General features: G+C 35.9%; 3 protein-coding genes. All 3 read right to left on the reverse strand.

Annotation, left to right across the window (positions count from 1 at the left end; translation table 11 throughout):
- Positions 1–188: 188 nt before the first annotated feature.
- Positions 189–638, reverse strand: coding sequence for a GNAT family N-acetyltransferase (locus MTCD1_RS18115; RefSeq protein ID WP_057183652.1), 450 nt, complete (start codon positions 636–638; stop codon positions 189–191).
- Positions 639–748: 110 nt separating this feature from the next.
- On the reverse strand, positions 749–1,399 hold the full coding sequence (locus MTCD1_RS18120) for a hypothetical protein (RefSeq protein WP_057183650.1): 651 nt from the start codon (positions 1,397–1,399) through the stop codon (positions 749–751).
- A 114-nt stretch (positions 1,400–1,513) separates the two neighbouring features.
- A complete protein-coding gene (locus MTCD1_RS18125) occupies positions 1,514–2,179 on the reverse strand; it encodes an HNH endonuclease (RefSeq protein WP_197410315.1) in 666 nt (221 codons plus the stop codon).
- Positions 2,180–2,479: the final 300 nt, after the last annotated feature.

The following is a 2,479-nucleotide window of genomic DNA, read 5'->3' on the forward strand; positions in this document are numbered from 1 at the left end:
TAAAAGTGACTAACTTATTCGCGGTAAAGCACCAAACAGTGAATTGGTGAAACTGAATTATTTAGCACTTAGACGATCTTTTTTATTAGCCAACTAACGCCCCAATAACGGGCAAATAATACTTGGCTAAAATAGTGAACGCAGTGAACAAAAAGCCAAGCTGTTATTTGTCCACTTTGATTGGCTTGTTATATCTCGACTTTCCGAGTGTAGTGGTCAAAAGCTGTTACCTTGTTATAGCTACTGTTCTCATATAGTGACTTCGCCGAAAAGTTATCAATAGCTGTAGCAAGCTTTAAATTACCAACTCCAGTATCTAATGCAACATCGTATGCAGCATCTAGTAAGGCTTTTCCTATACCTGATTTACGTACTGTAGAAAGAACAAATAAATCATTTAAGTAAAGCATTGGCTTCATAGCCACAGATGAAAAGGCAGGATAGAGTTGAGTAAAACCAATAGGTAAATTTTCAGCGGATAAAGCTAAAAGGATTGTAGAGTCATTTAACTCTAGCCTTTGTTTAATGAACTCTTTAGCAGCACCTATGTCACTTTCTTGTTCGTAAAATTGACGATAAAGGTCAAATAACTCAGCAACAGAGTCAAGATTTTCAATAGTAGCTTGGATAATTTTCACGAACCTTCCTTGAGAGATATAACGCCCAATTAACGGGCTAAGTAATAGTTGGCCATAATTGTGAACGTAGTGAGCGCGGCCAACTGTTGCGTGTCACGTTGAATTGCTTGTTAGAGGTATTTACATACATAAATGAAGTTTTGAACTAGTACAATTGAAAAACATGCAAAGCCAATAGTATAAAATACAAGCATTAATAAACGTGCTTTTGACCTGATTATTTTGTAAGTGTCAAAAACATAATAATATGTAGCTTTTAAATTATCTTTAGGTATTCCTGATTTTATAACACTCATCGGAATACGTAGTTTTTTGGTTATTTTACTAAAATCACCTTTATACTCGAGGTGATGTTTCAAAAAATAATCTTTAGTTTTATCACTAATAATATTAGGAGACATTCCTGAATCATCTCTATATGCAAAAAGAAAGCCCCTAATTAATGAAGTTTGATCCCTTCCTGATTTTCCCCAGTCTTCAAAATTTTCATACACATCAATCATCTGAGGGCCTCGAACTAAATAAATCAAGCTTGCTGCTGCGAAGCATACGGCGCTAAAGTAGAATAAAGACCAACTGAACGGAAGCTTTAGAGTGATTTTGAATGTTGCATTCAAAATCGTTACTATGATTTCATCACCTGTAGCTTCAAATACCTTTGCTAGCATTGGCGCTAGGAATAACCACCAATAGCTAGATCGAATAACTTTACTTTTACCTAATGACTTAAAAGAATGCCAATTAGGAACATGTTTCCACATACCCGGTATACCTCTAACGCCCAATTAACGGGCTAAGTAATAGTTGGCCATACTTGTGAACGGAGTGAACGCGGCCAACTGTTGCGTGTCCCGTTGAATTGCTTGTTAGGTGAATTAACCGAAGTGTAACTGCCTATGACAATTTGGACATACCGCTAAAGCATTCTCAACTGTGTCTTCACCACCATCTGCCAATTTCTTAATGTGGTGGACTTCGAGATATGGCGTCTTATTTTTGGATCTCAAAAAAGGAGCTTCCGACTTACAATTTTCGCATATGCCGTTAGCTCTATTTAATACCTCAACAATTACGTTAGCGTTACGGATAAAGCGGTGTATGGTCACTTCTACCCTCTCTGGCAATTTAGACGAAACGTCTAACTGTTTTAATCTATCCTCTTGAGATAATTTTTGTGAGTCTTTGATTCTTTTGTTTAACTCATCGTCATACGAAGAGCTATTAGAAATAGCGTGTTTTACAAAGTACTTCTCATCAAACACGCTAAGCCCACAAGTCCTGAGTTCACCTTGGCAGGGTGGGAGTCCATTGTGTAAATTGAAGCCATTTAATTCATTAAATAAATTGAATAACCTTTCAGAATATATTTCAGCAGTGCCAGTACTCATCTCAATTTCATGAGCGACTGCATGTATTTTATTCTTATTAGCTTTCGGCGTAATCGAATATTGTAAATTTTCAGATGCTTTATATTTCGCTATGTATAGTTTCAAAGATAACTCTGCCAATACTGACAATTGTTCTGATGTGTACTTGGCCACCGATTGCTCCATTCACCTAACAGCTTAATAGAGAGAATAATTCCGTATTTAAACACGGACTTTTTCCATCTATCATGATATTTAATTCATACTAAAATACTCTCTTTCATATTTAATATCAAAGACTTTAATAAAGTTTTAACTTTTTCATTATTGCGTACATTACGGAAATATTCTGTCTATCAAAGACACATTTATAATTCCAGCTATACTGTATACAAACAAGGGGTATCCCTTTAGCTCCACAAGACGTAAAGTGTTCTTATGGAGCCAATCAAAAAAATGCCTGTCGCTGGCAAA

It is taken from the genome of Colwellia marinimaniae, assembly GCF_002207865.1.
Taxonomy (GTDB): Bacteria; Pseudomonadota; Gammaproteobacteria; order Enterobacterales; family Alteromonadaceae; genus Colwellia; species Colwellia marinimaniae.